This window comes from Labrys sedimenti, from assembly GCF_034424805.1.
In the GTDB taxonomy this organism is placed as follows: Bacteria; Pseudomonadota; Alphaproteobacteria; order Rhizobiales; family Labraceae; genus Labrys; species Labrys sedimenti.
The window spans coordinates 151,595-175,514 of record NZ_JAXOUF010000010.1 but is presented as its reverse complement, the minus strand read 5'-3'; the positions used below and the strand labels follow the sequence as shown (position 1 = coordinate 175,514).

Sequence of the window (23,920 nt, the reverse complement as noted above, 5' to 3'; positions counted from 1 at the left end):
CAAATCCTATACTCACCTCTCGCGTCCTCGACTGTCATGCAGCTTGACCAGAATGACCGCATTGGCGGTCCCTTGCGTAAACAATGGGCCCTCGGGCCCATTGTCGGCCTGATCACGAGCATTCTTTTGGTTTGTGGGGGCCTTTATTTCTACCGCGATATCGAAGGCCTTTTGAATTACGGCAAGCAAACGGCTGCAAATTCGTTCAACGGAGACCGCAATACCGATTTCGGCCCTGTCTATCGGCATCTTGCTATCGCACCTCTTGAGGCCAACATCGCCTATCAGAGCGATGTGCAAGTCGCCCTGAAGCGATTGCGTGCGGAAGATTGCGACAGGAATGGTATTTTCCAGCTTTCACGCGCTCTTGAACAAGCCGGTAAGATACGCATTGCGGCTCAAGCACTTGAAGGTTTTGCCGCAGCCTGCAGGAACACCGACGGCGAACTCTACCGGGCTGCCGATCTCTATTTCGCGCTTGGCGACTACGACAAGGCTGCCGCGCTTGGCGATCAATTGATCAAGGCCAGCCCCTATAACGGGCAGATCCAATATCTACGCGGGCAGGCCTCAAATGCGAAAGAGCAATGGGCCGAGGCACTGCCTTTCTATATCAACGCCATCGAGTTGCTCGGCAGCCCCAAAGACATCAATGCCACGGTCTTCACACAGCTGGCTAACATCTATGATCATCTTGGCCGTACGTGCGATGCGATCACAGCGATTCAGACCTGGGTACTGGCTGACCCGGCAAGTCGCGATGGTCCGCAAACCAGGAAGATGGTCAATGACTTCTCCAAGAAAGGGAAATGCGACAGCGACACGGCCAGGGGCGTGGAGCATGTTCCCAAGTCTTCGGACGGCGTTATGCTGGTCAAAGCTCAGGTCAATGATATCGGGGGAACATTCATCGTCGATACCGGGGCGACTTTTGTCAGCCTCACCCGCGATTTTGCTAAACGAGCTAAGGTCGATATTAGCGGGGCTAATGCTGTGTCCCTCCAGACCGCCAATGGCCAAATCACCGCGGATTTGGGTATTGCGAGCAGCGTGAAACTTGGCCATGCCCAGGCCAAGAAAGTCGCCCTCGTCGTGCAGGAACCCTCGCTGGGCAAAGGCGTGGACGGCCTGTTGGGAATGTCGTTCCTGGCACGCTTCAACGTGACCGTTACGGATAAAGAGCTTCAGCTGAAGGCGATGAACGCACCATAGTGATCATCGAAGCCGTGTCGGAGATCTCAAATATCGATGACGGGTTGCCTGCAGATACCGCCGGCAGCTTTCGAGAGGCAGCGGTCTGGTTCTAAGGCGTCGTACGGATTGCCGCTATATGCATGGCAGGTCGGTGCCTAAGGCACCGGAATAGCGAGCGCCTAGCTCAGGCGCTCGCTTTTGCCGCTCAGGCTTCCTGGATCGCCGAGAGCTTCCAGTCTTCGCCGCGGCGGCGCACGAAGGTCCAGATCTCCGTCGTTTCGCTCGGCTCGTCCTTGCCTTCGACGATCGCGCCCGTGGTGCGGTCCCTGAGGACGTCGACCGACTGGTAGCGGAAGGCGGCGCTGGCATAGTCATCATCGCCCTCCCGCCAGGCTTCGGCAATGTCGGCCTGGAGCAGGCGTGTGTCGCGCACATCGTTGCGGACGCCGCGCTTGGCGTTGTCGGCCAGCTCCTCGGAGAAGTAGGATACGATTTCCGGCGTCGTCAGGCGGCGCAGGGCGGCGTGATCCTCCTTGGCGAAGGCATCCTGGACCTCGGTCAGCCGGTGCTCGAAGGTGTCGAGATCGGCCTGCGTGGTCTCCAAGGCCTCGCCACGGGCAGGGCTGGCGGCCGCCGGGGATGACAGGCCGAAGAAACCGGTGCGGCCGCTCGTGGTCGGCTGCGCGTCGCGGTTGAAGCCCTGATTGCCCAGGCCCTGATTGCCCAAGCCCTGGTTGCCAAAGTCGAAGCCGCGCGACATTTGCGGCCCGCCTGCCGTTGCGGTCGAGGGCGTGCGGCGCGAACGCCACCAGGAGATCGCGAAGAAGGCGATCACGGCGATCAGGGCCGCCTGCAGCAGGAAGCCGAGCATGCCGGCGAGGCCACCGAAGCCATAGCCCAGCAGCGCGCCGATCAGGCCGCCGACCAAAAGGCCGCGCATCAGGCCGCCGGCGCCGCCGAACAGGCCGGGCCGCTGCTGCGCGGCGCCTTGCGCCAGCGGCGAAGCGGGCTGGGTCGCGCTCGGGCCGGGATTGGGCGTCATCGAACGCTGTACCGGCGCGGCCTGGTCCGGCGCGGTACGAGTGGCCGGCACGGAATCATAGGTACGCGCCCCGCGGCTGCCGATGCTGCCGCCGCGGCGGGCTTCGGACAGATCCACCGCCGCCAGCGTAAACGCCAGGGAGAGGGCGGTGACCAGGGAAAAGAGACGAGTCTTGCTGAAGCGCATATTGGCAACCTATCTTGCTGTTGCCCGCTTCGATGTCTGCGAACGGGCCCTTTTTCAGCGGTCCGACATCACGTGCGCATCAAGCGCGACGTCAGAGGGGCCCGGCCCGCAGGTGGAATGTGGGGACATGGCCACATGGTTGCAAGTGTATTTCCTGTAATCATTGCCGCCGGCGTCCCGGCGACGCGGAAAAGCCAGGGTTGCCGGAGACGATCGGAAACGGGCCGATGGCCCGCGGCGCGGCCGGCCAGCGGCAAATATGAAATCCCTCGCTTTTTTCCCGCAAAGGCACTATGTCAGCCCCATCAGCGTGACAGCATCGACAGTGTGAGCGTGGGCCGTTCGGCTTGCGCGACGGGAGAATTGGCCGAGAGACCTCGTTTCGGATCTGGCTTGACCATCTTCCATTGGAAATAGAGCCGAGCCATGAAGTTTCTCGATCAAGCCAAGATCTATGTCAAAGCCGGTGACGGCGGCGCGGGAGCCGTATCCTTCCGGCGCGAAAAATTCATCGAGTTCGGCGGACCCGACGGCGGTGATGGCGGGCGGGGCGGCTCGGTCGTGGCCGAATGCGTCGACGGCCTCAATACGCTGATCGACTATCGCTACCAGCAGCATTTCAAGGCACGCGTCGGCACCCATGGTATGGGGCGCAATCGCACCGGCGCCAATTCAGCCGACGTGGTGCTGAAGGTGCCGGTCGGCACCCAGGTCTATGAGGAGGACGGCGAAACCATGATCGCCGACTTCACCGAGGTCGGCCAGCGCGCCTTGATCTGCAAGGGTGGCAATGGCGGCTTCGGCAACGCCTATTTCAAGACCTCGACCAACCAGGCGCCGCGCCGGGCCAATCCCGGCCTGCCTGGTGAGGAGAAGACGATCTGGCTGCGCCTGAAGCTGATCGCCGATGCCGGCCTCGTCGGCCTGCCCAATGCCGGCAAGTCGACCTTCCTGGCTACGGTGACCGCCGCCAAGCCCAAGATCGCCGACTATCCCTTCACCACCCTCTATCCCGGTCTCGGCGTCGTTCGGGTGGACGGGCGCGAATTTGTGCTCGCCGACATTCCCGGCCTGATCGAGGGCGCGCATGAGGGGCATGGCCTCGGCGATCGCTTCCTTGGCCATGTCGAGCGCTGCCGCGTGCTGCTGCATCTGGTCGATGGCACCTGCGAGCATGCCGGCAAGGCCTACAAGGTCATTCGCAACGAGCTCGCCGCCTATGGCGGTGATCTGGCCACCAAGCCGGAGATCGTGGCGCTGTCGAAGACCGATTCGCTCTCACCCGAACTGCTCAAGGAACAGGTGGCGCGGCTGAAGCGGGCCGCGAAGAAGACACCGATCGTGCTGTCGTCCATCTCCGGCGCCGGCGTGCAGGAGGCCTTGCGCGAGCTTTTCGAGGTGATCGGTGCGGCCAAGGCCGCCGACGCCATCATCGAAAAGCCGGTTTTGGAAAAGAACAATACCTGGCAGCCCTGAACCGGATCGCCGTGAACTTTTCAGCCCTGGTCAGTGTTGAGATATCGGATGGCGGCAGGAGTTGAAGCAATGGCCTTAAGCAAGACGACAGCGCTGTCGCGCCTGTTGGCCGGGGCCTTCCTGGCGCTTGCGACCCTGGTCGTGGCCGTGCCCGCGCTTGCCGATACGCTGACGCCGAAGGCTGCGATCCGAGTGATGACGCAGGCCGGCTATTCCGGCATCGGCGGCGTGACCCATGACCTCAATTTCTATTACGCAGCTGCCGTCGACGCCAAGCGTCGGCGCGTGCGCGTGACCGTCGACGACCAGAGCGGCAAGATCGTCGCCGTGGTGCCGCTGCGAGGCAGCGGTGCGGCACTGCCGGCATCGCAGGCCCTGAGGCCGATGCCTCCGCTGCAGAAGACTGAAATCAAGCCGGTGCCCCGCATCGTCCCGCTCACCGTGCCGCCCCCGGCGCTGCGAACGCCCGGACGCTACGCCTACCCGCTCAATTCGAGGGGGCAGCTGACGCCGGGTTGGTGCCGCTACCGCCAGATCGCGCCGGGGTGCTGAGGAAGCCCCCAACGCAAAAGGCGCCCCGGTTTCCCGGAGCGCCCTGACTTTCCGTTCTATCCTGTTGGCTTAGGCGGCCTTGGCTTCGACCTGCCGGGGAGCCGAACCATTGATCGGGATCAGCCGGGGCTTCTTGGCCTCCGGGATCTCGCGGACAAGATCGACATGGAGCAGGCCGTTCTCGAGGCTGGCACCCGTCACCTGGACGTAATCGGCGAGCTGGAAGCGGCGCTCGAAAGCGCGGGCGGCGATACCCTGATGCAGGATCTCACCCTTGCCGGCTTCCTTGCTCTCGGACTTCTCGCCGCGAATGGTGAGGGAATTTTCCTTCACTTCGATGGCGATGTCGCTCTCGGCGAAGCCGGCGACGGCAACCGAGATACGATAGGTGTTATCCGAGGTGCGCTCGATATTGTAGGGCGGGTAGGTGGTGGCCGAAGCATCGATGCCGGCAACCTGATCGAGCGCCGAGAACAGGCGGTCGAAACCAACGGTGGAACGGTAAAGGGGCGAAAAATCAAACTGACGCATGGCTATCCTCCTTTGAAGCGACAAGCCGTTGAAATGCTCCGCCATCTGGCCGGAGCTGACATGTGCAGCCCATCCGGGCCTGCACAAACCATGATTTGGTGCGGGTTCCGGCGGTTTCAAGGGGGAGGGGTTCGATTCTTGACTGGGCTTGTCTTGTCCGTCCGATCGCGCAAGATGACGTCGTTCCAGGCCGTTCTCCAGGGTGAGCCATGCTGAAACTCCGCCCCAATTGCGAATGCTGCGACAAGGACCTGCCTCCTGAAGCGCGGGAAGCGATGATCTGTACCTTCGAATGCACCTTCTGCGCCGGTTGCGCCGCGGATGTCTTCGCCGGTACCTGTCCCAATTGTGGCGGCGACCTCGTGCGCAGGCCGGTTCGTCCTGTCGTCCTGCTGGCCAAATATCCCCCTTCGACCGAGCGTGTGCTGCGCGACGGCGACTGTCTTGCCAAGCGCGATGCGGCCTGAGCCGTGGACGTCGTTCGCCTGCCTCGCGATGATTTCGCCCCTGCACATCGGCGCGAAGCAGTCTATATGAGGCAGTGAACATCCCTGCAGGAAACACCCATGCTTCACGCCCATTCCTTCGTGCCGGCCCGCGAGGTCGAAGCCAAGTCCATTGCCGACAGCGTCGTGCTGACCTTCGAGGATCGCTGCCAGCGCCAGGGCGTGGTGCAGACGGTGGGCGGCCTCGACATCTTGTTGGATCTTGCCGAGGCGCCGGCCCTCGCCCATGGCGATGCCTATCGGCTGGAGGATGGCCGGTTGATCGAGATCGTGGCGGAGGCGGAGCCGCTGCTCGAGATCAAGGGCCGCGATCCCCTGCACCTGATGCGCCTGGCCTGGCATCTCGGCGACCGCCATCGCGAAACCGAGATCGGGACGAAATGGCTGCGCATTCGCCAGGATGCCGAGATTGCCGAGGTCCTCAAAGGGCTCGGCGCCAAGGTCGTGGCGATCGAAGGGCCGTTCCAGCCGGAGGGCGGAGATCACAGCCACGACGCACAAGGGCATGATCATGGCCATCATCACGGCCATGACCACAAGCATGACCATCATCACCATGATCACGGGCATAAGCACGGTCACGATCATGGCCACCATCACCACGATCATGGCGAGGCTTGCGGCTGTGGGCACGACCATGAACATGGGCATCACGGCAAGCACGGCCACGACTGAGCGGCACACTGCCGGGAAGCGACGACAGGATTTGCCGCACCGGATCCGATCTCGAATCCGGTGCTTTGAGGGATCAGCTCGTCGCTGCTGGACCTACCAGCGATGCCAGGCGTGCCTGTAATAGGGGCGATGCCATCCCCCGCCCCAGCCATAATAGTAGACGGGGCGGCTCCAGCCATAGCTGCCATAGCTGCCATAGCTGTAGACCGGATATTGCGGTACGCAACGCCCCCAGATGTTGGGGCGCCAGCCAGGGCCGCAGCCCCAGGCCACCTGCTGCACCAGAGGTGCGGAGGCCGGGGCGGGAGAAGCCAGCGGCATGGCTGAGGCGCCTATCGTCGTGGCGGCCAGGCCAGGCAGGCCGAGCGAGGCGATGGCGGCGATTTGAATGATACGCTTCATGATGGAACTCCACCGGGTACTGCTTGCGGAAGGCCGGTGTGGCCTCCTGCAAGCTTGAACGCGGGCCGCAGGGAAATCCGTCGCTATTGGGCTGTTTTTTTCGGCGGCGGCGGCGGCGCGTGGATATAGCGGCTCAGCCCCTCGGCCAGGATGGCTCGATCGGCCGGCGAACTCGTGGCCGCGAATTCGACGATGCGCTGTTCGAGCGCGGCCCGCATGGCGGAGTCGGCGATGCGGGCGCGTTCCAGGGCCGCAAGCAGGGCCGGGGTATCCAGTGTCGGCTGCCGCAGCAGAGCGGCGGCATCGCGCCTGGCCTGCTGTCCGTCCAGGATGGTCTGGCGGGCCTGATGGCGCGCCTCGCGCAGGGTCTTGTAGAAGGCGTCGCGTTCCGGCGCTGGAAGCTGGTTGCCCAGGGCTTGGAGCGAGGCGCGCGGCATGGATCTGCGCGCTTCGAACCAGGCGATGCCGCCGGCGATCGCCCCGACCAGGAAGATGTTGAGGGTGATCGAGACGACGAGGGGAAGGCGCGAGCCGGCCATATTTACGATCCTTCCTCGCTGATCTCCGTATCGGGTCCGGCATCTCCGAAGGCCGTGACTGTCGTGCCCAGGCCGAGATGCTCCGTCCTCGCCGGTGTATCGAGCAGGGCGATCGCCAGGGTTCCGGCCAGGGCGCCGGCAAGGCCGGCGCCCGCCAGGCCGAGCCCTAGCCACCAGCGGCGGGCCCGCCGGCGGGGGGCGAGGCTGGCGGTTCCGGCTGTCACGATCCTTGCATGAAGATCGGCGGTCGGAGGCGGCACCGTTTGGCGATCCAGCATGGTGTCGAGCCGGGCGGCAGCCTCCAGGATGGCTTCGCCCTCGGCGGTGGACGCAAAAGCCTGGGCCGCCAGCCGTTCGGCTTTCGGCCAATGCTGCAGGCGGCTGCCATAGCTGTCGGCAAGGGCGGCAAAACGTTCGGCATCCATCGGTGGGGGCCTATCGGGCATGGGAGCCGCTCCCTGACAACAGGGCTTCGAGCTTGTCCGAACGGGACCGCCGGACAGGCGCTGCGAGGCGCTGGGGAAGGGGGGCGGCGGACTTGCCCTGGGCAGTGGAAGCAGCCGTAGTGCCGTGTCCTGCGGATTGGAGGCGGATGCAGCCGTGCCCCTCGATGCTGCGGAGTGCCAGGTCGAGGCGGCCGGCCCGTGCGAGAATATGCCGGCCCTGCGGTGTCAGCGCAAAGGCGCGTCCGGCGCTGCGCTCGGGCGCGGGCCAGGTCTCCATGACCGCGCCATAGGCAGCAGCGAGGGCGGCAAAACGCTCTGCACTCATCGCGAAGGGAGCTTCAGTCATGATCGGCCTTCCTGATCAGGAGCGACTGCAGAGAACGGCGTCCGCGGGCGAGCAGGCTCTCCAGCGCCTCGACGCTGACTTCCATGGCCGCGGCGGCCTCGATATTGGACATCGCCTGATAGTAGGTCAGGACGATAGCTTCCCGCTGCCGCGGTGCAATGGCTTGCAAGGCTCGCTCGACATCGTCGCTGGCCTCCTCGGCCCGGCTTGCGGCCGGATGGTCTGGTGGGGCGGCCAACTCGGGCAGGTCAAGCCCCGTCCATTCCCTGCGGCGGCGCAGGCGGTCGTAGCAGAGGTTGAGCGCGACGCGATGGATCCAGGTGTCGAACCGGGCCGTGCCGGACCGCCAGCGCCCGGCGTTGCGCCAGATTCGTAGGAAGGTCTCCTGCGCAACGTCCTCGGCCTCTGCAGCATCACCCAGCATGCGGCGTGCCAAGGCGAGCAATCGAGGCAGCTTGCGCGAGACCAAGGCCTGCATGGCGGCATCGTCGCCCGAACCGATCCGGCGCACCAATTCCTCGTCTGGATCGGACACCATGGCCAGGCGCACTCCCGGGACTCATCGAGGGCCATGGTCCTGCATCATTGCGCCGGTTTGGCAGCCGATTTGTGGCCCGGCAGTTCATCGCGGGCGAGGGCGCCGTCCTTGTTGGCATCGAGCCGGGCAAAGCGCTTGGCGAAGAAGGCGTCGAGCTCGGCCTTGTCCAGGAAGCCGTCCTTGTTGGCATCGAGGCGGGCGAAGGTTTTGGCCGGATCGGCCTTGGCGTTCCGCTTCGCCTGAAAGGCGCTCCATTCCGCCAGGCTGATCTTGGCGTCACCGTCGGTATCCGCCTTCATCAGGGCCTTCTCTCGGCGGGCCTGGAATTCGGCGAGGCTAAGCCCGGCCTTGGCCGGTGCCGCGGATGGTGCGGGAGCTTGGGCCGTGGGGGGCTGGGATGGCTGGGCCGGAGCCGGTTGCGCCGTCTGCGCCATCGCGGCTGCGGCCGGCAGGGCTAGCATCAAGGCAAGGATCGAACGGCCGATCATGGGCATCTCCTGGGACAGATTGCGCGGGCAGTATGCGCAAAGGACGCCGTTTGAACGGCAGTGCCAGGAAAATCCGTCGGTCAGGTGGCAAGAAAGTCTGCGGCTCCAGCCAATCGGTTGGATTGGCCTGGAAACAAGGAGCCAGGATACAGAGCCTTCAGTGTCGGCCGTCGAGATCGCGAATGGCTGCGGTCCGTGCCGCAGGATCTCCGGCCAGGAGATGCACGTGGACTTCGCAGGCACCGGCTCTCGCTGCTGCCGTGAGCGTGGCAGCAAGATCGTCGCCGCCTTGGCCGGCTTCGCCGATCCACACGCAGGCGCCACCTGCATCGACCGCGATCAGGACGGCATCGACATAATCGGGGCATTGGGCGATCGGATAGACCGAAACCAGATAGGAACGGCCTGAAATGCCGACCCAGCGGCGGAAGCGCGATGCCGCTGCCGGCGCATCGCGGCCCAAGGCAGCCAGCGTCGTGCACAGGCGGTGATCGGGCGACGATGAACGAGAACGAATCGCGATCTGTGTCATGGAACAAATCTAGAACATTGCTTGTCGCGACGTCAAGCGATTCGGGTTTGTTCCGGCGCCAGGGGATCGCGGGCCTCGGCAAGCAGCCGGTCCGACGCCGTTTCGATGTCGTTGACCAGGCGCTCGAAGAAGACCGTCTTGTCCTGGCCGGCGGGGATGGCCGGCAGGATTTCCATCACCAGCCTGCCGGGCTGGCGGATGAACTGGCGCCGCGGCCAGAAATGGCCGGAATTGAGCGCAATCGGGACGCAGGGTACATCGAACTCGCTATAGAGATAGACCACGCCATATTTGTAGGCTGGCTCGGCGGCGGGCGCCCGGCGGGTCCCCTCGGGGAAGATCACGATCTGCCGGCCCCGGGCGAGTTCGCGCTCGCCATCCGCCTTCATCTGCTTCATCGCCCTGGAGCGTGCACCGCGGTTGACGGCGATCATCTGTGCCTTGGCGGCGAGCCAGCCGAAGACGGGCAGCCACATCAATTCGCGCTTGAGCACATAGCAGGGGTCCTCGCAGATGAGGAACATGGCGAAGATGTCCCAGGTCGACTGGTGCTTGGCGGCGACCAGAACCGGCCCGGGCGGCAGGTTCTCCCGCCCGCGAATCTCGCAGGTGATGCCGGCGATATGGCGCATCAGGAAGATATTCACCCGCGCCCAGTTCTTCACGATCCAGAGCAGTGCGGGGCGCGGCATCAGCAATGTCGGCAACGCCAGGATCATCCACAGGACGATATTGACATAGAAGGCCAGGTTGAACAGGAGCGAGCGCAAAACAAGCATGGAGACGGTCATTCGAGGGATGCTGTTGCGGCTATAGCAGAATTGAGAGCGCATGCCTCCCTCTTCATCGCCGGTCGAGCGGATAGGGGGTGGACGAGCCGCGAATGGGGCATCGATGGTGCCAGGGCATTCTTGCGGGAGAGCCCGAAAGTCGGTGTTTTGCTTCAAGGGCGCCGGTGCGCCGCGGCAATCAAGTGCGCGATCAGATGCCGTGCGCCCTCTGACAGAACCGAGCGATTGTCGTAGGACACATAATACCCTCTGCCGGACAGGAGGACGTCATTGCCGATGCGCTGTAGAACACCGGCCTCGAGTTCGGTGCGCAGCAGGTCGATACTCCCCAAGGCGACACCACGACCATTGATCGCTTCGCCGATCGTTTGCGAATAGGTCGAGAGGCTCTCCACCGGCCAGCTGCCGAAGTCGCCGAAGGACAAGCGCTGGAACCAGACACGCCAATCCACCCAATCCGGTGAGGCCCGGCCATAATTGAGCAATGTCGGTCGCTGGGACGTGGGGATATCCTGAATCGACCGAAGGTCGGGGCCAAGCCGTTCTGCCAATTCCGGCGCCGCTACCTGTTCGAGTTCCTCCTCGAACAGCATCGTCGTGGTTCGCTCCGGTAGATCCCCGTCGCCAGGTCACGGTGAGGTCGGTGCCGTCGTTGAACAGGTCCCGCGGATTATCCGAGGTGATCAGCCGCGTCGGGCAGGCATTCGGGGAGAGTCCGAAGTCCGCAAGTGAGGCGTCAGCCAGAACATGCCCACCGGCGTATTGGCACCGATGGACAGTGGCCGCTGCGCTTCCTCGCGCAGAACGCCGAGGCCTTGATGAAGGAACTCCAGCGTCATGCTGGCAGTCTGGAACAGCTTGTCGCCGAGCGGTGTCGGGAAAAGGCGCTTGCCGGCCCGCATGAACAGGGCCTCGCCCATCCATGTTTCGAGCTGCCCGATGCGCTTGCTCACCGCGGCCTGGGAGACGTTGAGCTCCCCCGGCGCCGGCCGTGAAACTGCCGGTGCGATAAGCCGCCTCAAAGAAGATCAGCGTATCCAGAGGCGGCAGCGTGCTGCGATAGCGCTTCATAACCAGAAGTTATCCATTTAAGCGAGTTTTTACGCAGTTTACAGGCCCTTCCGTGCGCTTAGGATCACGTGAAATCAATTGTCAAATGGCTCGGACATGACCTCTCTTCCCCACATCGGTTTCATCGGTCTTGGTAATATGGGCGGGCCGATGTGCCTGAGGCTGCTGGCGGCAGGCTATGCAGTGACGGCCTTCGATCTCGACCGGGATGCCCTGGGCAAGGTGATCGCGGCCGGCGCGGCTGCAGCATCCTCGGCACAGGACTGCGCGGCCCGGGCCGATGTCTTCCTCACGTCCCGACCATGTCCAAAGCGTGATGGCGGGAGAGAAGGGCGCCCTTCGAAGCCTTCGCAAGGGCAGCATATGGGTCGACCTGACAACCAACCGCAACGAGTTGCTGCTGCGGCTTGCCGAGCAGGCGCCGGCCGGTGTCAGCGTCGTGGATTGCCCGGTAACCGGGGCGGTCGATGGCGCCCGGAATGGAAACTTGACCCTGTTCGCCGGCGGCAGCAAGGCGTCGTTCGAGCGCGTTGAACCGATCCTTGAAAATCTCGGCATGGTCATTCACTGTGGCGGGCTTGGGACGGGCAACGTGGTCAAGCTCGTGACCAACCAACTATGGTTCATCTCGGCGGCGGCAATCGGCGAAGGCTTCGCGACCGGCCTCGCCAATGGCGTCGAACTCGGCACGCTCTGGCGTGCAATCCGGAACAGCGTTGGCGACAGTTTCGTCGTCCGTCACGATGCGCCGTCGATCTTCGCCGGGCATTACGACCCCAGCTTCAGCCTCGACCTTTGCCTCAAGGACTTGCGCCTGATCCAGGAGCTTAATCGCAATGTCCAGGCGGCGCTGCCGATGACGACGGCGGCCGAAGGGGCCTTCGCTCTCGCTGCGAGCCGCTACGGCGCCGGTGCTGCGGAACTTCATGTCGTCAAGCGTATCGAGGACGATGCCGGCCTCTCGATGCGCCTGGCCGGCGACTGGGTGCCTCATTGGGAGAAGTAAGCGGAAAAACGCGGGCACGGTGCTCCGGATACGACGCCTACTCTGCCGGTCGTCGTCGAAGTTCTCGGCCAAGGGCGCGTTTGTGCGCCCGAGTTTTGCCGCGGCGGGACGTCACATGCAGTCCCCTGCGCTAAACCTCCCTCAATCAGCGCGTGCCTGGACCCTCTCCGCCGTGGCTCGTTCCATCCGGAGCTGGAAGGTGGCGCCTGCATATTTCACATATTCCGACAGCAGCAGGCGGATACTGGCCGGATCCGACCACCAGGAATCGAGCCTGAGATTCTGCGAGATCACGGGATAGGCGATCAGCGTGGTATCCGGCAGCACCCGGCGCAGTTCCAGCAGCGAGCGCGGCATATGGTAGTTCGAGGTCACCACGATGATCGACTTGAACTGCTTGTCCCGCACCCAGCGTGCCGTTTCCAGGGCGTTGCCGAGGGTATTGAGAGCATTGCGGTCGATATCCACGCAGCAGTCGAGCACCTCGACGCCGCCGGCGCTATGACCGGCCAGCGCCTGCTGGCTGGTCGCCTTGTTGACGCCGGTGATGAGAAGCCGCTTGGCGCGGCCCTGGTTAAGCAGGTCGAAGGCCTCGCTGATCCGGTCGGCGCCGCCGGTGAGGGCGATGATGCCGTCGGCCCTTACCGCCGGGCTGGGCGTCTGGTTCTGCAGGCTGGAGACGAAATAGGCGAAATCCGTGACCACGGCGGCGGTGAGGAACAGCAGGCAGGCGCCGGTGATCTCCATGACCCAGCGCAGCCAGCGCCGTGGCCGCTTCGGCGGGTGCTCCGCCTGGGAGGGGGAGGCGATGTCATCGATCGTCGAGACCTGCCGCATCGGACGCGCCCATGACAATCTGTCGAATCTGGCCAGCCTGCGAAAACTGGTCAATCTGCCGTACCCGAAATTCTTACGGATGGTTTGGGCAAAAATGGGGTCGGCGGGGCGGGTATGCAGCGGAATGGGCGCGGAGCCCTGCCAGACGCTCATGGGTGACCCCTATATGTGGCCTCGCAGCACGCGGTGAACCGTCATGCGCGATGTGACGCCGGTGATGATGGCAATGAGCACGACTGCCGCGGCAATGGCGGCATAGCCGCGCCAGTCCATGTTGAAGGAGCCGAACAGGGCTTCCATCTGGTCGCCGGCCGCGGTCGCGGTGAAACGGGAGGCAAGCATATGGGCGAGGAGGAAGGTCAGCGCCGCCGCGCCGCCGCCGATCAGGCCGCCCTTGAGGCCGAGCCAGAGGAAATGGCGTTGGAATTCGTTGGCGATGAAGCTGTCATGCGCGCCGACGAAATGCAGGACCTCCACCACGTCCTTGTTGCCGGCCATGGCGCCGCGGGTGGCGAACACCACCGATAGCGCCGTGGCCACGACCATCAATACCAGGATGGCCAGGCCCGCCAGCACCATGGCCCGAGCCATGGCCGCCAGGCGTGCGATCCAGAAGCGATGATCGTCGAGACTGGCGCCGGCCACGGTTTCGGCCAGCGTCTTCTTCAGGGTGGCGAAGTCGGGCAGGCTGCCCGGCGTGATCTTCACCACGATCAGGCGCGGGATCGGCAGGTCGCCCATGTCGAGGCCCTCGCCGAGCCAGGGCACCAGCATGCGCTCGGTCTCCTCGCGCGAATAGACCTGCACGTCGCTGATCCCTTCGGTGGCGCGGGCGGCGACGACGGCCTTGGCGATCTCAGCCTCGACGTCGCGCCCCTCCACGGGGCGGACCTGGATGGTGACCTCGCGGGCGATCTGCGAGCCCCAGTCGGCGGCCGCGCCGGCGATCAGCAGCACACCGCCAGCCGTGAGGGCGACGAGGAAGGTCATGATCGCCACCACCGCCATCAGCGAGCGCCCGGCGATCGAGCCCGACGGCACGATCGGCGCGGCCGGGCGGATCAGCGTCTCGGCGCGCCGGCCGGCGGGCTGGCCTCTGTCGTTCACGACCATGACGCGGGCTCCTGGACCGTGACGTGGCCGTCCTCGAGGCGCAGGCGCCGGGCGGGGAAGAGCTCCATCAGGCTTTCGTCATGGGTGGCGATCACCACCGAGGTGCCGGAGCGGTTGAGTTCGATGAACAGGCGCAGCAGACGCCGCGCCAAGGCCGGATCGACGTTGCCCGTCGGCTCGTCCGCCAGCAGCAATTCGGGGCGCACGATCAGGGCGCGCGCGATGGCGGCGCGCTGCTTCTCGCCGCCGGACAGTACGGGCGGCAGCACATGCATGCGCTCGCCCAGCCCGACCCAATGCAGCAATTCGACCACTTCGGCCCGATAGCGGGCCTCATCCTGGCCCTGTACGCGCAGGGGCAGGGCGATGTTCTCATAGGTGGTGAGGTGGTCGAGCAGGCGGAAATCCTGGAAGACGATGCCGATGCGCCGCCGCGTCTCGGCGAGAGCATGCTTGGAGAGGGTCGACACCTCCTGATCGAAGGTGTGGATGAGGCCACGGGTCGGCTTGAGGGTGAGAAAGAGCAGGCGCAGCAGCGTGGTCTTGCCTGCGCCGGAAGGACCGGTGAGGAACTGGAAGGAATTGGCGGGCAGGTCGAAACTGACGTCGCGCAGCACTTCCGGGCCCATCCCGTAGCGCAATCCCACATTCTCGAACCGAACCAAGACAGAATCTCCCCATGAGGCGGCCCCGACCACGGCCCCAACCGCCTCGGCTGCACTGTGCCGGGAGGGCGTTAACGAGGTGTTAACGTTAACGAAATGACAACGAATTTAACCTTCGGAAGATCGCCCTTTCCGCAAGCAGGAGGGAAGAGCTGCCCGACTGGCGATCCGGTGGCTGTGGGTGGGCGGCAGGCGGCACTGCAACGCCATTGTCGCCGATACCCTCCTGCGGCTATGGTGCCGGCAGAAATGAGGAGTTCGATGGCCACGTCGCGTAATATCAAAGTCCTGTTCGATGCCGAGACGATTGCCAAGCGCAACGCGTCCCTGGTGCAGGAGATCAAGGCCCGCAATCTCGAGAATCTGCTCGTGGTCGCGGTGCTGAAAGGATCCTTCGTGTTCACGGCCGATCTCCTGCGCGCCATGCACCATGCCGGCATGGCGCCTGAGGTGGAGTTCGTGCATCTGTCGAGCTATCGGGAGGCGACCGTATCGACCGGCACGGTGAACATTCTCCATGACGTCGAGAGCGACGTGCGCGGGCGCAACATCCTGCTGGTCGACGACATTCTCGAATCGGGACGTACCTTGGCCTTCGCCAAGGACCTGCTCGCGGCGCGTGGCGCCAAGCAGGTGCTGAGCTGCGTGCTGCTCGACAAGCCGGGCAAGAGCGCCGTCAACATCAAGGCCGATTTCATCGGCTTCGAATGCCCCGACGTCTTCGTGGTCGGCTATGGCATGGACGTCGCCCATTCCTATCGTCAGCTGCCCTTCGTCGGCGTGGTCGAGTAGAAGTGCCTTGATCCTGCCTTGCCGTGCAGGCAGGAGCGTTTTGTGTTGGCGGCATCGCCAGGAAGCGCAAAGACGCGTCGAACCAAAGAGGCAGCGCAAAGCAGCGTTGCCGACTAAACGCGCTTTGCTCTAGAAGCCGGCGGCATGGCAGGCCTCGGAGGAGATATGGCTGGTATCCTGGGCGCGCACAGCGCCCGTTTCCTGTTTCGTGACGACAAGGGCAGCATCGACCGGCAGACCTGGTGGCGCGCCATGGCGGTGCTGGCCGTGGTCCTGGGGGCGCTGGTGGCAGTGGCCTACGGGCTCAATCATGTCCTGCCGCGCAATCCCGCGGCGGCCGAGGCCCTGGTCGACGAAGTCGCCCGCGACCATACCCGGCTGATGACGGCACCCTATTATCTGTCGCTGTTTGCGATCGACGTCATCTATCTGGTGATGGTGCTGGTCTCGGTCTGCGTCTATTTCGTCGGCGCCAAGCGCTACAACGACCTGGGCCGGCCGGCGCAACTGGCGCTCATCCTGCCTGCTGCCATCTATTTCCAGATCTTCTCGCCGATCCTCAGCGACCAGGTGCTGCCGGTCTATGGACGCTGGATCGTGACCCTCACCATGCTCGCCGTGCTCGTCTGGCAAATCTATGAGCTTGGTTTCAGGAAGGGCCGCCTCTAAGCTGCCTCGCTAGGCAGGTCTTCCGACCGGCCGTCTCTTGTCGGCTTGGCGAGATTTGGGGATTTGTTGACGTTGCGTCAATCTGATTGCTTGCCCTGACTTGTTCACCTTGCATTCAGATCATACTGCTAGACATTGAGTATTGAAATTGAGGGAGGGAGCTATGAAACTATCCCTGAAGCTGTTTGTTGCAGCTGGTCTGACCGCTGGAAGCATGATGTTTGCTCCGCAGATTGCATCGGCAATGCCGATGGCACCATCCGCGCAATCACAGGCCGACAACGGGCTCGTCCAGCAAATTCGCCGTTTGTGTCCCTATGGGATGCACCGCTCCCCCTATGGCTGCGTTCCCGATCGCGGCTACCGGCGGGGGTACCGGCGTGATTGGCGTGATGACGGCGGCTGGCGTTATCGCGAACGTCCCCGCCGGTATTACCGTGAATATTGAGGCAGATATGACGCCGTGCAGAACGATCCTGGCACGGTCGGGGGCCTGAGCCTTCCCGTATCGTCTGTGTCTGCCACGACCAGGAATACCCACCCCACGGTTCACTGGACCGTGGGGTTTTGCATGGCCAATCGGGTACCGCGGCACGACCAGCCGTGGAAATGGCGCGCCCGGCCTTGCGGCGGGTTTCTTTTCTCCTCCCACTCGCCGGTCACCGCGCTCAGTGCGGTAGGAAGTCCCTGATCGCCGCCGCGATCTCCGCCGCATGTGTCTCCAACGCGAAATGCCCCGTGTCGAAGAAACGGACGACGGCATCCGGAATGTCGCGCTTGAAGGCTTCGGCGCCGGGAGGCAGGAAGAAGGGATCGTGCTGGCCCCATACCGCCAGCAGTGGCGGCCGGTGGGTGCGGAAATAGGCTTGGAAGGCCGGATAGAGGGCGACATTGCTCTTGTAGTCGCCGAACAGATCGAGCTGGATCGCCTCGGCTTCAGGGCGGGCCAGGTAGAAATTGTCCAGCGAGTAGCCATCGGGCGAGACCGTGTGCGTATCCGGCACGCCATGGGTATATTGCCAGATCGTCGCCTCCGGCTTGAGAAAAGCCTTCAGCGCTTGCCGGTTGGCCTCCGACGCATCCTCCCAATAGGCGCGGATCGGGTTCCAGCCCTCGCTCAGCCCTTCTTCATAGGCATTGCCGTTTTGCGTGATGATCGCCGTGATGCGTTCGGGATGCCTCAAGGCCAGGCGAAATCCCGTCGGAGCGCCATAGTCGAACACGTAGATCGCATAGCGCTCGAGGCCGACGATCTCGGTGAAGCGGTCGATCACGGCGGCGATCGCTTCGAAACTATGGCCGCTCGCGGGCAAGCCTGACTGGCCGAAGCCTGGCAGATCCGGTGCAACGATATGAAAACGGTCGGCCAGAAGTGGTATCAGGTCGCGAAACATATGGCTCGAACTCGGGAAGCCATGCAGCAGCAGGAGCTTGGGCGCCTGCGGCGATCCCGCTTCCCGATAGAAGATCTTGAACCCGTTCACGTCCGCGGTGCGGTAGCTGATGGTCGTCATGGTTTTCTCCTGCCTGATATAACCTAATTGATTGATAGTTTCGGGTTATGCCGTGGTCGTGGTGGCTGGGAATGCGCGGCCCTTTGGCCTTCACCTTCGGCTCGCGCAGGGCTTTGTTCGTCGGGGGAGTTCGGCGCTTGGCTTCACGCCGAGGCGGTGTCGCGGATCGCCTCTTGAATGATGACGAGGACCGCATCCGGTGCCGTCACCGTGGGTGTGTGATCGACCGGGCGGGCATGAATGCGTGCCTGCATGCGTCTCGCCATGAAGTGCTGATTGTCGGCGATGATCATGCGGTCCTGTTCGGCGACCAGGGACCAGGCCGGCACCTGCTTCCAGGCCGGGCGACCGAACGGAGCCGTAATGCAGGCCAGCGAGATCGGCCGTTGCCCGGCGGAGAGCAGCGCCAGTTCGCCGGCCGTTGCTCCTGGTGCAAACGCGGTGGAGACGGCTTCTGGCGGCAGATAGATCAAGCCGTGGCCGTCCGGGGCAAGTGTCGGCGCCTCGGGATGCGGCCGGCCGCGATAGAAGACATCTGCAACCGTCTCGCCCTCGTCCGGTGCCAGGGCGGCCACATAGGCCAGCGCTATGATCTTCGCGCTCTGTGCGGCAGCGATGACCGCGCCGGCATAGGCATGACCGGCCAGCACGATCGGGCCGGATACCCGCTCCAACGTGCGCTCGAGCGCCGCAACGTCGTCGGCGAAAGAGGTCAGTGGCAGTGGCGCCGCAACCGTGCCGTACCCTTCTTTTGCGAGAGGTTGGATGACTTTGGCCCAGTTCGTGCCATCGGCCCATGCGCTGTGGACGAGAACGATGCTGACAGGCTTGCCGGACATGGACGCTCTCCTGAAGGGGATGTGATATGTAACCTTATTAATGATATTTGAACGGTTACTATCAGTTGGCATAACTTGTCAATGACTATTAGACAGGTTATTAATTGGAGATGGGCCGAACGGCTGGTGCCGGCATGGATGCCGGCCGCAATGGGAGTATGTGATGGACGCTCGTTCCCCAGCCCTTTTCATCGCCGACGCAGTGGGGCTGGATTTCCTCAATTCCGTGGCGACGCCAGTCGACACGCCCGTTGACTGGATCGAGACCGGCGAAGGCCTGCTAAATTGGCTGGAGCAGGCGCGGTTGGTGCCTTCGGACATTGCCGGGTCCGTGCGGGCGCAAGCCCTGCCCGAGGAACTCGACAAGGTGGCCGGCCAGGCTAGGGCCTTGCGCGAATGGTTCAGGGGCTTTGTGCGAAAGCATCGCGGCAAGCCGCTTGCAGCCGATGCCGTGGGCGAACTGGAGCCGCTCAATCGCCTGCTTGAGCGCAATGAAGGCTTCCACCAGATCGCGTTCTGGCAAGGGGAGGGTCACGAGGGGCTGGAGTTCCAGGCCCTGCGCAAATGGCGCTCCCCGGAGGCCCTGCTCCAGCCTCTTGCCGAAGTCATGGGGCGCTTCGTCTGCACAGAAGACTTTTCAAACGTGAAGGCTTGCGAGGGGGCGTCCTGCACGCTTGTGTTCGCGGATCATACACGCGGGCATCGACGGCGATGGTGCAGCATGGCGCTCTGCGGAAACCGGGCCAAGCAGGCCGCCCATCGGCACCGCCTCAAGGCGGAGCAGCCTTGAACCATGGGTTACGACGACGATGTGTTCGTCGCCGAGCAGTCGAAAGGGCCGCAGCATGGCGGCCCTGTCCGGTAAAGCACGTTCAGCTGTGCGCGCTCGTTGGGTCCGGCTCTCGAGCCGGTGTCGCCATGCCGGTCGCAGCAGACCGGCATGGCAGACGCAGGATCAGAACAGACCTTCGATCTGGCCCTTGGCGTCGAGACGGATGAACTCCGCCGAGGGCACGCGGGGCAGGCCCGGCATGGTCATGATCTCGCCGCAGACTACCACCAGGAAGCCTGCGCCGGCCGACAGGCGCACTTCGCGAATCGGCACGACATGGTCGACCGGCGCGCCGCGATGGTTCGGATCGGTCGAGAAGGAATATTGGGTCTTGGCCACGCAGATCGGCAGATGGCCGAAGCCGGCAGCCTCGATGTCCCTGAACTGGTCGCGGACCTTCTGATCGGCGATGATATCGGCGGCGCGATAGATCTCCTTGGCGATCAGCTTCATCTTGTCCCAGAGCGGCATCTCGTCCGGGTAGAGGGTGCGGAAGCCGCGGCCGTCGAGCGGATGCGGGGCCTCGGCCAGTGCGACCACGCGGCGGGCGAGTTCCTCGGTGCCCTTCGAACCCTCGGCCCAATGGCTGCAGACCACCGCGTCGACGCCGAACTGCTCCTTGCAGACCTGGGCGATGAGTTCATGCTCGGCCGGGGTATCGGCAATGAAGTGGTTGATGCCGACGATGGCCGAGACGCCGAACTTGCGCACGTTCTCGACATGGCGGCCGAGATTGGCCAGGCCCTTGCGGAGCGCTTCCAGATTCTCCTTGCCGAGCTGGTCCTTCGGCACGCCGCCATGCATCTTGAGGGCGCGCACGGTGGCGACGATCACCACGGCAGCCGGGGTAAGGCCGGCCTTGCGGCACTTGATGTCGAAGAACTTCTCGGCACCGAGGTCGGCGCCGAAGCCGGCTTCCGTCACCACATAGTCGGCGAGCTTCAGGCCGGCCTTGGTGGCGGCGACCGAGTTGCAGCCATGGGCGATGTTGGCGAAGGGGCCGCCATGCACGAAGGCCGGGTTGCCTTCCAGCGTCTGTACCAGATTGGGCTTCAGGGCGTCCTTGAGCAGCACCGTCATGGCGCTGGAAGCCTTGATGTCGGCGGCGGTGATCGCCTTCTTGTCGCGGGTATAGCCGATGATCATCTTGCCGAGGCGTTCCTCGAGATCGGCAAGGTCCTTGGCGAGGCAGAACACGGCCATGACTTCGGAAGCCACGGTGATGTCGAAGCCATCTTCGCGCGGGAAGCCGTTGGAGACGCCGCCGAGCGAGGAGTTGATGGCGCGCAGCGAGCGGTCGTTCATGTCGAGCACGCGGCGCCAGGTGACGCGGCGGGTGTCGATGCCGAGCGCATTGCCCCAATAGATGTGGTTGTCGATCATCGCCGACAAAAGGTTGTGCGCGGAGGTGATGGCGTGGAAGTCGCCGGTGAAGTGCAGGTTGATCTGCTCCATCGGCACGATCTGGGCATAGCCGCCGCCGGCCGCACCGCCCTTGACGCCGAAGCAGGGGCCGAGCGAGGGTTCGCGCAGGCAGATCATGGTCTTCTTGCCGATGGCGGCGAGGCCGTCACCCAGGCCGACGGTGGTGGTGGTCTTGCCTTCGCCGGCCGGGGTCGGGTTGATGGCGGTGACCAGGATCAGCTTGCCGTCGGGGCGATCCTGCAGGCCGGGGATCTTGTCGAGATCGATCTTGGCGATATGTTTGCCATAGGGCTCGAACGCCGCGTCGGGAATGCCGGCTTTCTCGGCAATCGCCTCGATGCGCTGCATCTTGGCTTGACGCGCGATTTCGATGTCGCTCAGTGGCTTTTTCGGGTCTTGGGCCATGCTGGTTCCCTCTGGGGCGGTTGTTCTGCGCAGTTGAGACATATTTTCACGGAAATGAAAATAACTTTCTTAGCAGTAGGTGCGGGTATTGCGGCGATTACGGAAAAATTAAGAAAAGGATTGTTCCGAATACGACGCGGCGTCGCATGAAAGATAGGTAGCCGATCGCAATCGAATCGGCTTGTCCGAAACCGTCACAGGATGTGTCGCCTTCGCGATGATGCGCTCGGGTTGAATGTGGGCTATGCATGTTTCGAGCCCGATTGGCTGGGGAGTTGTTGGTCAAAAGGGTTGCGGGCCTCTATGCCCGTCCGGCAGAAGAGTGTAAGAGGCCCAACCCCGAGGGCAGGAAACCCTGGGTTCGACCGGCGTGCCGTCACTTGCCGTCCGGCCCTGATGCGACCGGCGGCGCCTTGAGCCGCATTTTGGAGAGCGAAGATCGCATCTTGCGATCGACCGATCGAAACAATCCCAACAGGTCAGAACGGAGTTGCCCGCATGGGGCTCGCGAACGCCGTCGAGAATGGCGAAGACACTACCGAACACAAGCATAGCGGCGGGTTCGCGGCGTTGACGCTCGGCTCGATCGGCGTCGTCTATGGCGATATCGGTACCAGCCCGCTCTATGCCTTTCGCGAAGCCGCCCATGCCGCCACCGAAGGCGGCAAGAACGTTACGCCCACCGCCGTGCTCGGCGTGATTTCCCTGATCCTGTGGGCGCTGATCATCATCGTCACGCTCAAATATGTGCTGCTGCTGCTGCGGGCCGACAACAAGGGCGAGGGCGGTACCCTGACCCTGATGGCGCTGGCCCAGCGGGCCCTCGGGCGCACCGGGGCGCCCATCGTGCTGCTCGGCATCGTCGGGGCCTCGATGTTCTATGGCGATGCCATGATCACTCCGGCCGTCTCCGTGCTGTCGGCCGTGGAAGGCCTCAAGCTGGTGGCGCCCGGCTTCGATGTCTTCGTGGTGCCGCTCACCTTGGTGATCATCGTCGCCCTTTTCCTGGTGCAAAGCCACGGAACGGCGCGGGTCGGTGCCTTTTTCGGCCCGGTCATGGCGATCTGGTTCACGCTGGTCGGCGTGATCGGCTTCGTCAACTTCCTGCAGCATCCCGGCATCATCGCGGCGATCAATCCCTGGTATGCCGCCGAATTCCTGCTCACCCACGGCCATATCGGCTTCGTCACGCTGGGCGCGGTGTTCCTGGCCGTCACCGGCGGCGAGGCGCTCTATGCCGATCTCGGCCATTTCGGCCGCAAGCCGATACAAACGGCCTGGCTCGGCCTGGTGCTGCCAGCCCTGACCCTCAATTATCTCGGCCAGGGCGCCCTGGTGCTCAACGATTTCAGTGCCCTGGAGAACCCGTTCTACCGCCTGGTGCCGGCCTCGCCCCTGTTCCTGGTGCCGATGGTGATCATGGCCACCAGCGCCACTATCATCGCCAGCCAGGCGGTGATCACCGGCACCTTCTCGCTGACGCGGCAGGCCGTGCAGCTCGGCCTGGTGCCGCGCATGCGCATCTCGCATACCTCGGAGCACCAGTCCGGCCAGATCTTCATCGCCCAGGTCAACGGCATGCTGCTGGCCGGCGTGGTGCTGCTGGTGCTCGTGTTCGAGAGTTCCTCGCGCCTGGCCTCGGCCTATGGCATCGCCGTGACCACCACCATGGTGGTGGATGCCATCCTCGCCTTCGTGGTGATCTGGCGGGTCTGGTTGTGGAAGCCCTGGGCCGCGGCGGCGATCATCGTGCCCTTCCTTCTCATCGATTCGATCTTCCTCGGCGCCAACCTGCTCAAGCTGTTCGACGGCGCCTGGCTGCCGATCCTGATCGCCCTCGGCCTGATCACGCTGATGGTCACCTGGCGGCGCGGCACGCGCCTGGTGCTGGAGAAGTCCCGGCGCACCGAGGTGCCGCTGATGACCATCGTCAAGAGCCTGGAAAAAGGGTCGGTCGCCCGGGTGCCGGGGACAGCGATTTTCCTGACCAGCGATCCCGATTACGCGCCAACGGCCATGCTGCACAGCCTCAAGCACTACAAGGCGCTGCATGAGAAGGTGGCGATCCTGACCATCGAGACCACGGATGACCCGATCGTGCCCGGCGGCGGCCGGGTCTCGATCGAGGAGATCTCGGCTTCCTTCACCAAGATGAAGGTGCAGTTCGGTTATATGGAAAGCCCGAACGTGCCCAAGGCCCTGGCGCTCTGCCGCAAGGCCGGCTGGTCCTTCGACATCATGTCGACCTCCTTCTTCCTGTCGCGCCGCCATCTGAGGGGCGGCAAGCAGCCCACCATGTGGCGCTGGCAGCGCCGGCTCTACATGATCCTGGCCCGCAATGCCGACGATGCCAGCGACTATTTCTCCATCCCCTCCAACCGAGTGGTGGAGATCGGCACGCAGGTGCTGATCTAGGAGGCTTCAGGATATCCAGGATAGAGGGGCGGGGATGCGCATCCGGCTGCGCGCCCCGCTTTTCCGTGCCTTTACGGCCGTGGCCGCTTGCCT

At 63.9% G+C, this 23,920-nt stretch carries 29 protein-coding genes and 1 pseudogene; 12 read left to right on the top strand and 18 right to left on the bottom strand.

Annotated features, from left to right (window positions below):
* Window positions 1-36: 36 nt before the first annotated feature.
* Window positions 37-1,212, top strand: coding sequence for a TIGR02281 family clan AA aspartic protease (locus U1R88_RS24495; protein WP_322433601.1), 1,176 nt, complete (start codon window positions 37-39; stop codon window positions 1,210-1,212).
* Between the two features lie 187 nt (window positions 1,213-1,399).
* Here the strand turns inward: U1R88_RS24495 and U1R88_RS24490 are convergent, their stop codons facing one another.
* Window positions 1,400-2,422 carry a Tim44 domain-containing protein gene (locus U1R88_RS24490; protein ID WP_322433600.1) on the bottom strand — a complete coding sequence of 341 codons (1,023 nt, stop codon included), beginning with the start codon at window positions 2,420-2,422 and terminating at the stop codon, window positions 1,400-1,402.
* A 426-nt stretch (window positions 2,423-2,848) separates the two neighbouring features.
* Here U1R88_RS24490 and obgE point away from each other — a divergent pair, with 426 nt between their 5' ends.
* Both obgE and U1R88_RS24480 read left to right on the top strand, forming a co-directional pair.
* The gene (gene obgE / locus U1R88_RS24485) at window positions 2,849-3,898 is read left to right on the top strand and encodes a GTPase ObgE (RefSeq protein ID WP_322433599.1); all 1,050 of its coding nucleotides are present in this window, start codon (window positions 2,849-2,851) and stop codon (window positions 3,896-3,898) included.
* 69 nt (window positions 3,899-3,967) lie between these two features.
* Complete coding sequence (locus tag U1R88_RS24480) at window positions 3,968-4,450, top strand: hypothetical protein (protein WP_068294783.1); 483 nt, start codon at window positions 3,968-3,970, stop codon at window positions 4,448-4,450.
* Between the two features lie 69 nt (window positions 4,451-4,519).
* Here U1R88_RS24480 and U1R88_RS24475 read toward each other — a convergent pair whose 3' ends face one another.
* A complete protein-coding gene (locus U1R88_RS24475) occupies window positions 4,520-4,981 on the bottom strand; it encodes an Hsp20 family protein (protein WP_068294786.1) in 462 nt (153 codons plus the stop codon).
* A 209-nt stretch (window positions 4,982-5,190) separates the two neighbouring features.
* On the opposite strand from U1R88_RS24475, the gene U1R88_RS24470 reads away from it, so the two are divergent.
* On the top strand, window positions 5,191-5,448 hold the full coding sequence (locus tag U1R88_RS24470) for a DUF1272 domain-containing protein (RefSeq protein WP_322433598.1): 258 nt from the start codon (window positions 5,191-5,193) through the stop codon (window positions 5,446-5,448).
* Between the two features lie 99 nt (window positions 5,449-5,547).
* Window positions 5,548-6,162: an urease accessory protein UreE gene (locus tag U1R88_RS24465; protein ID WP_322433597.1), complete on the top strand. Its 615-nt coding sequence runs from the start codon at window positions 5,548-5,550 to the stop codon at window positions 6,160-6,162.
* A 93-nt stretch (window positions 6,163-6,255) separates the two neighbouring features.
* Here the strand turns inward: U1R88_RS24465 and U1R88_RS24460 are convergent, their stop codons facing one another.
* The 10 genes from U1R88_RS24460 to U1R88_RS24415 form a co-directional block, all read right to left on the bottom strand.
* Window positions 6,256-6,564: a GCG_CRPN prefix-to-repeats domain-containing protein gene (locus tag U1R88_RS24460; RefSeq protein ID WP_322433596.1), complete on the bottom strand. Its 309-nt coding sequence runs from the start codon at window positions 6,562-6,564 to the stop codon at window positions 6,256-6,258.
* Window positions 6,565-6,647: 83 nt separating this feature from the next.
* Window positions 6,648-7,103 (bottom strand): periplasmic heavy metal sensor, encoded by a 456-nt coding sequence (locus U1R88_RS24455; RefSeq protein WP_322433595.1) that lies wholly within the window; start codon window positions 7,101-7,103, stop codon window positions 6,648-6,650.
* 2 nt (window positions 7,104-7,105) lie between these two features.
* A complete protein-coding gene (locus U1R88_RS24450) occupies window positions 7,106-7,549 on the bottom strand; it encodes a hypothetical protein (protein ID WP_322433594.1) in 444 nt (147 codons plus the stop codon).
* Window positions 7,539-7,895: a hypothetical protein gene (locus U1R88_RS24445; protein ID WP_322433593.1), complete on the bottom strand. Its 357-nt coding sequence runs from the start codon at window positions 7,893-7,895 to the stop codon at window positions 7,539-7,541. The genes U1R88_RS24450 and U1R88_RS24445 overlap by 11 nt, the downstream gene beginning before the upstream one ends.
* Window positions 7,888-8,433: an RNA polymerase sigma factor gene (locus U1R88_RS24440; protein ID WP_322433592.1), complete on the bottom strand. Its 546-nt coding sequence runs from the start codon at window positions 8,431-8,433 to the stop codon at window positions 7,888-7,890. The genes U1R88_RS24445 and U1R88_RS24440 overlap by 8 nt, the downstream gene beginning before the upstream one ends.
* A 44-nt stretch (window positions 8,434-8,477) precedes the next feature.
* Complete coding sequence (locus U1R88_RS24435; protein WP_322433591.1) at window positions 8,478-8,921, bottom strand: EF-hand domain-containing protein; 444 nt, start codon at window positions 8,919-8,921, stop codon at window positions 8,478-8,480.
* 157 nt (window positions 8,922-9,078) lie between these two features.
* Window positions 9,079-9,453: a hypothetical protein gene (locus U1R88_RS24430; RefSeq protein WP_322433590.1), complete on the bottom strand. Its 375-nt coding sequence runs from the start codon at window positions 9,451-9,453 to the stop codon at window positions 9,079-9,081.
* A 32-nt stretch (window positions 9,454-9,485) separates the two neighbouring features.
* A complete protein-coding gene (locus tag U1R88_RS24425) occupies window positions 9,486-10,232 on the bottom strand; it encodes a lysophospholipid acyltransferase family protein (RefSeq protein WP_322433589.1) in 747 nt (248 codons plus the stop codon).
* 164 nt (window positions 10,233-10,396) lie between these two features.
* On the bottom strand, window positions 10,397-10,837 hold the full coding sequence (locus tag U1R88_RS24420; RefSeq protein ID WP_322433588.1) for a type 2 periplasmic-binding domain-containing protein: 441 nt from the start codon (window positions 10,835-10,837) through the stop codon (window positions 10,397-10,399).
* A 90-nt stretch (window positions 10,838-10,927) separates the two neighbouring features.
* The gene (locus U1R88_RS24415; RefSeq protein WP_322433587.1) at window positions 10,928-11,266 is read right to left on the bottom strand and encodes a LysR family transcriptional regulator; all 339 of its coding nucleotides are present in this window, start codon (window positions 11,264-11,266) and stop codon (window positions 10,928-10,930) included.
* Window positions 11,267-11,411: 145 nt separating this feature from the next.
* Here U1R88_RS24415 and U1R88_RS35710 point away from each other — a divergent pair.
* Window positions 11,412-11,552, top strand: a pseudogene (locus U1R88_RS35710) (NAD(P)-binding domain-containing protein); the annotation flags it as partial.
* Window positions 11,553-11,595: 43 nt separating this feature from the next.
* On the top strand, window positions 11,596-12,321 hold the full coding sequence (locus U1R88_RS24410) for an NAD(P)-dependent oxidoreductase (RefSeq protein WP_322433586.1): 726 nt from the start codon (window positions 11,596-11,598) through the stop codon (window positions 12,319-12,321).
* 141 nt (window positions 12,322-12,462) lie between these two features.
* Here the strand turns inward: U1R88_RS24410 and U1R88_RS24405 are convergent, their stop codons facing one another.
* From U1R88_RS24405 to ftsE, 3 genes are all read right to left on the bottom strand, one after another.
* Window positions 12,463-13,158 carry a YdcF family protein gene (locus U1R88_RS24405; protein WP_322433585.1) on the bottom strand — a complete coding sequence of 232 codons (696 nt, stop codon included), beginning with the start codon at window positions 13,156-13,158 and terminating at the stop codon, window positions 12,463-12,465.
* A 162-nt stretch (window positions 13,159-13,320) separates the two neighbouring features.
* On the bottom strand, window positions 13,321-14,271 hold the full coding sequence (locus U1R88_RS24400; RefSeq protein WP_068299048.1) for a cell division protein FtsX: 951 nt from the start codon (window positions 14,269-14,271) through the stop codon (window positions 13,321-13,323).
* Window positions 14,262-14,936 (bottom strand): cell division ATP-binding protein FtsE, encoded by a 675-nt coding sequence (gene ftsE / locus U1R88_RS24395; RefSeq protein WP_068299045.1) that lies wholly within the window; start codon window positions 14,934-14,936, stop codon window positions 14,262-14,264. Before ftsE ends, U1R88_RS24400 begins: the two co-directional genes overlap by 10 nt.
* A gap of 261 nt (window positions 14,937-15,197) precedes the next feature.
* On the opposite strand from ftsE, the gene hpt reads away from it, so the two are divergent.
* The 3 genes from hpt to U1R88_RS24380 all read left to right on the top strand — a co-directional run bounded on the left by hpt (window position 15,198) and on the right by U1R88_RS24380 (window position 16,845).
* Window positions 15,198-15,728 (top strand): hypoxanthine phosphoribosyltransferase, encoded by a 531-nt coding sequence (gene hpt, locus U1R88_RS24390; protein ID WP_068299041.1) that lies wholly within the window; start codon window positions 15,198-15,200, stop codon window positions 15,726-15,728.
* 165 nt (window positions 15,729-15,893) lie between these two features.
* The gene (locus U1R88_RS24385; RefSeq protein ID WP_322433584.1) at window positions 15,894-16,397 is read left to right on the top strand and encodes a hypothetical protein; all 504 of its coding nucleotides are present in this window, start codon (window positions 15,894-15,896) and stop codon (window positions 16,395-16,397) included.
* Between the two features lie 163 nt (window positions 16,398-16,560).
* Window positions 16,561-16,845, top strand: coding sequence for a hypothetical protein (locus U1R88_RS24380; RefSeq protein WP_322433583.1), 285 nt, complete (start codon window positions 16,561-16,563; stop codon window positions 16,843-16,845).
* A 220-nt stretch (window positions 16,846-17,065) separates the two neighbouring features.
* Here the strand turns inward: U1R88_RS24380 and U1R88_RS24375 are convergent, their stop codons facing one another.
* Together U1R88_RS24375 and U1R88_RS24370 are read right to left on the bottom strand one after the other, a co-directional pair.
* Entirely contained in the window at window positions 17,066-17,911 is an 846-nt protein-coding gene (locus tag U1R88_RS24375) for an alpha/beta fold hydrolase (RefSeq protein ID WP_322433582.1), read from the bottom strand.
* A 143-nt stretch (window positions 17,912-18,054) separates the two neighbouring features.
* Window positions 18,055-18,750 carry an alpha/beta fold hydrolase gene (locus tag U1R88_RS24370; protein WP_322433581.1) on the bottom strand — a complete coding sequence of 232 codons (696 nt, stop codon included), beginning with the start codon at window positions 18,748-18,750 and terminating at the stop codon, window positions 18,055-18,057.
* A 163-nt stretch (window positions 18,751-18,913) separates the two neighbouring features.
* Here U1R88_RS24370 and U1R88_RS24365 point away from each other — a divergent pair, with 163 nt between their 5' ends.
* The gene (locus tag U1R88_RS24365; protein ID WP_322433580.1) at window positions 18,914-19,540 is read left to right on the top strand and encodes a CGNR zinc finger domain-containing protein; all 627 of its coding nucleotides are present in this window, start codon (window positions 18,914-18,916) and stop codon (window positions 19,538-19,540) included.
* 165 nt (window positions 19,541-19,705) lie between these two features.
* On the opposite strand, the gene U1R88_RS24360 is transcribed toward U1R88_RS24365, so the two are convergent.
* Window positions 19,706-21,412: a formate--tetrahydrofolate ligase gene (locus tag U1R88_RS24360; protein ID WP_068283191.1), complete on the bottom strand. Its 1,707-nt coding sequence runs from the start codon at window positions 21,410-21,412 to the stop codon at window positions 19,706-19,708.
* 498 nt (window positions 21,413-21,910) lie between these two features.
* Between U1R88_RS24360 and U1R88_RS24355 the strand changes: the two genes are divergently transcribed.
* Entirely contained in the window at window positions 21,911-23,827 is a 1,917-nt protein-coding gene (locus tag U1R88_RS24355) for a potassium transporter Kup (RefSeq protein WP_322433579.1), read from the top strand.
* Window positions 23,828-23,920 lie beyond the last annotated feature (93 nt).